Source organism: Microcystis sp. LSC13-02, from assembly GCA_002282935.1.
In the GTDB taxonomy this organism is placed as follows: Bacteria; Cyanobacteriota; Cyanobacteriia; order Cyanobacteriales; family Microcystaceae; genus Microcystis.
This window is the reverse complement of record MTBT01000132.1, coordinates 5693-9863: the sequence shown is the minus strand read 5'-3', so window position 1 is coordinate 9863 and position 4171 is coordinate 5693. Positions and strand designations below refer to the sequence as shown.

1 protein-coding gene and 4 pseudogenes are annotated in these 4171 nt (G+C 37.0%); 4 read left to right on the top strand and 1 reads right to left on the bottom strand.

The features are described 5' to 3' along the window. From BGL89_RS08100 to BGL89_RS08090, 3 genes and pseudogenes are all read left to right on the top strand, one after another. Window positions 1–356 (top strand): annotated as a pseudogene (locus tag BGL89_RS08100) (calcium-binding protein); the annotation flags it as partial. A gap of 211 nt (window positions 357–567) precedes the next feature. Further along, window positions 568–1533, top strand: coding sequence for an o-succinylbenzoate synthase (locus BGL89_RS08095; protein ID WP_286825278.1), 966 nt, complete (start codon window positions 568–570; stop codon window positions 1531–1533). Continuing rightward, window positions 1509–2848 (top strand): annotated as a pseudogene (locus BGL89_RS08090) (2-succinylbenzoate--CoA ligase); the annotation flags it as partial. The gene BGL89_RS08095 and the pseudogene BGL89_RS08090, both read left to right, overlap by 25 nt. A 126-nt stretch (window positions 2849–2974) precedes the next feature. Here BGL89_RS08090 and BGL89_RS08085 read toward each other — a convergent pair. Continuing rightward, a pseudogene (locus tag BGL89_RS08085) lies at window positions 2975–3164 on the bottom strand (zinc ribbon domain-containing protein); the annotation flags it as partial. Window positions 3165–3247: 83 nt separating this feature from the next. Here BGL89_RS08085 and BGL89_RS08080 point away from each other — a divergent pair. Further along, window positions 3248–4061 (top strand): annotated as a pseudogene (locus tag BGL89_RS08080) (IS630 family transposase); the annotation flags it as partial. Window positions 4062–4171: the final 110 nt, after the last annotated feature.

Here is a 4171-nt window from a genome sequence, read left to right as displayed (position 1 = left end):
TTGGTGGCTTAGGTAATGATACCCTAACAGGGGGTGCAGGTGGCGATCAATTCACCTTCAACAACCGCAATGAAGGGATTGACACAATTACCGATTTCCTCTCCAGTCAGGGGGATAAAATTGCTGTCTCTGCTGCGGGTTTTGGCGGTGGTTTAGCCGCAGGAGTTGCGATTACAGCCGCTCAATTCGTGTTAGGAACAACTGCATTAAATGCCAGCAATCGCTTTATTTATAATACAATCACTGGAGGACTATTCTTTGATGGGGACGGGACAGGTACACTAGCAGCTATTCAAATTGCAACTCTCAGTTCTAAACCGACTCTTACCGCCTCTGATATAGTTGTATTAGTTTAAGGTTAATTCTGTGTTCTCTGTGGTTTTGATTGGACTAGAAAACGGGTTTCTTGAAGAAACCCGTTTTCTGGACTTTAAGACAAAAAAACGTTTCGCTCACAAACTCTATAAAATTGAGCTGCAGCCTTTGACTGATTACTGTTTACTGATCACTGAAAGGTTTCCTATCTCAACTAGAAAATTAATTTTTCACGACTACTTATAGTTAATCATGTATTTCTGGCAATTTCGTGTTTATCAGCGTCCTTTGCTGCGTCCCCTACAAACCCATCACAGACTATGGCAAATTAGGGAAGGAATTATTATTCGCTTAGAAGCTGAAGATGGACGTATTGGATGGGGAGAAATTGCTCCTTTACCTGAATTTGGTTCAGAAACATTATCGGCAGCAATATTATTCTGTCAAAGTCTCGAAAATCCCCTATCAATAAATTCAATTTTTTCTATTCCTGAACAATTTCCTGCGTGTCAATTTGCCTTTGAATCAGCTTTAGAAGATTTAAGTATAGAAAATCAATCAAGAGAAATAGAAACGAAAAATTATAGTTATTTATTACCCACTGGTGCGGCAGTATTTCCCTGTCTGGATGATATTTTAGCTTCTAATCAAACTAATACTTATAAATGGAAAATTGCAGTTAATTCTCTCAAGCAAGAGTTAAACTTATTTGAAAAATTAATTACCCGATTACCCAGGGAAATTAAATTGCGTTTAGATGCCAATGGGGGATTAAGTATTGCTGAGGGTAAAATCTGGTTAAAAATTGCCGATGAATCTAAAATAATTGAATTTATCGAACAACCTTTACCCCCGTCTAAATTGGCAGAAATGTTGCAATTAAGTCAAGATTTTACCACAGGGATTGCTTTAGATGAATCCGTAGCCAATCTTCGACAAATAGAGGAATGTTATCAACGGGGATGGCGAGGAATTTTTGTGATTAAACCTGCTATTACCGGTTCAATACAAGGGTTAAGAAATCTCTGGGAAAAATATCCCTTAGATTTAGTATTTTCCTCCGTTTTAGAAACTAATATCGGCAGAAAATCCGCTTTACGTCTAGCACAAGAATACCCCCGAAAGGAGCGAGCTTTAGGTTTTGGTGTGCAACAATGGTTTAATAATAGTGAACCCGATTGGTTAGAAAAACTGTGGACGACATCAGCAAACAATTAGCATATCTCAGTCAAAAAGATTGGTTATATGGATACAATAGCCAAAAATTTTATCAATTATATCAGTCCTATTCCCAGCAATTTATCGCCGCAGATAATCCTCGATTAACTATGCTGCTGGCCGAAGGCAATCCCCTTAAATTCTTAGCGATATTCTTGGCTGCCGTCAGGGTCAAAAGTTGCCTATTTCTAGCTAATCCCGACTGGAAAACTAACGAATGGCAACAGGTTTTCTCTCTGATGCAACCCGATTATATTTTTGGTGAAAATATCGAGGTTTCTCACTATAATTCTCCTCCCGTCAATCCTTTGACTAATTCTCTGATGATACCCACGGGAGGAACATCGGGAAAAATTCGCTTTGCTATCCATAACTGGTTAACCTTAACTGCTTCTGTTAAAGGTTTCTCTGAATATTTTCAAGTCAAGCAGGTTAACTCTTTTTGCCTATTGCCCTTATATCATGTTAGTGGTTTAATGCAGTTTCTCAGAAGTTTTTTAACAGGGGGAGATTTTGCTGTTATTCCTTACCATAAAATCAAACAAAAGCGCATAAATAATCTCAATCTTCAAGATTATTTTATCTCCTTAGTCCCCACTCAATTACAATTCTTTCTCGAAAATGATCCTCAATGGTTAGCCAATTTTAAAACAGTTTTACTAGGAGGTTCCCCTGCATGGCCATCTTTACTAGAAAAAGCTAGAGAATATAATATTTCCCTATCTCCCACCTATGGAATGACGGAAACTGCCTCACAAATTGTCACCCTTAAACCAGAAGATTTTCGACGAGGAAATAATAGTAATGGACAGCTATTACCCCATGCTCAGATAAAAATTAATCCCGATAACCAGAAAATTATTATTGAAGCGAAATCTTTATTTTTAGGCTATTATCCCCATCTTAATCAAGCAAGCTACTTCGAGACCGATGATTTAGGTTACTTGGATGAAAGTGGTTATTTATATATCATTGGCCGCGATAGTCAAAAAATAATTACAGGAGGAGAAAATGTTTATCCTTTTGAGGTAGAAACTGCCATTAGACAAACTAATTTAGTTAAAGATGTGGTGGTTTTAGGATTGCCAGATTCTCGATGGGGACAGGTAATTGTGGCTTTTTATGTACCCGTTAACTCTCAGATAAGCCAGACAATTATTCAATCCCAGATTAAGGATAAATTAGTCAATTATAAACTGCCGAAACATTGGATAAAATTACCAGAGATACCAAAAAGTCCCCAGGGGAAGATTAATCAAACGACTTTAATTAAATTAGCTGAAACTTGTTTTACACCGAGTCAAATTCTCGACGGTACTTAACCAAACCTTGTACTCCTGTTAAACAATCAATCCGTAATTCTGAAACCATAAATACCTCCTCTGGGACGGGATACTCACAGGTTGACACTCCCGTCGCGCTTAAGCGAGGGATTCTTGGTTCACTGAGTTTCCTTAATCTGACAGGACGTATCCAACCAAACCAGAGGGAATCTCACGCCGGCGCGTATTAGTTTCCGTGTGTCCTACGGTACTTAGTCCTCTTTTCAGAATGTTGATAGCAGCGTTAATATCTCTATCTTCTACATAGCCACAGTGAGGACAAATATGGGTTCTTGTAGATATACTTTGCACGGCTATAACTTGCATTTTTTACTCAAAGACAATAATATAGTTTAAGAGTCATAATTAGAAGCAAAGCACTCATTGAAAACATGATTAACCTAGAATTCACGGAAGAAGAAAAGAACTCACTGTATTATGAAATATTTCATCATCCCCATCCCCGGGTTCAACTGAAGGATTATCAAGAAGGCGGAATAGAAAAATTAAAAGAAATCAACTTCTATCGCCCTAAAAGTGAATTAGAGTCTCAAAGAGAAACCCTCAAAATATTTTTTGATAAAAATCCACCAGCCACAATAAATGAAGTTGTATATAGAAGAGAATAATTGACAGGAATAAAACGAATCCCTACCCAAGTGAGGAAATTCTTAAAATCAATGGGAATGAAATGTTTAAAAGTAGGTTATCTTCCTTCTAAAGCTGACCCAGATGAACAAGAAGACTACAAAGAAAAAAAGCTAGAAAGGGCTGTTTTTTTTTGTTGATGCCGCTCACTTTGTTATGGGAGCTTTTCTCGGTTTTGTTTGGTGTTTTGAGAGACTTTTCGTTAAGTCACCGAGCGGGCGTAAACGCTTTAATGTTTGAGGAGCATTAAATGCGATAACTCATGAAGTTATTATGGTAACATATGACACTTATATTACAGCAACTCAAGTCTGTGAACTTATTGAAAAAATAGATGCTTTAGGACTAATAATTCCTATAACTCTAGTATTAGATAATGCCCGCTATCAAAAATGTAAATTTGTTGAAGAATTGGCTCTTTCTTTGTCAATAGAGCTACTCTATCTGCCGTCTTGTTCGCCTAATCTAAATTTAATTGAAAGGCTGTGGAAATTGGTCAAAAAGAAATGTTTATATGGTAAATATTATGAAAACTTTTCTGACTTTTCTTCAGCTATTTAGGGCTTGCTGAATAATAGTAAAACCCTTTTAAAATAAAGCTTTTGACCTGTTAAAGTCCGATGTTAGTGCAAGAAAATAGGATTGGGACTTTCAAAAACCTTGCATTA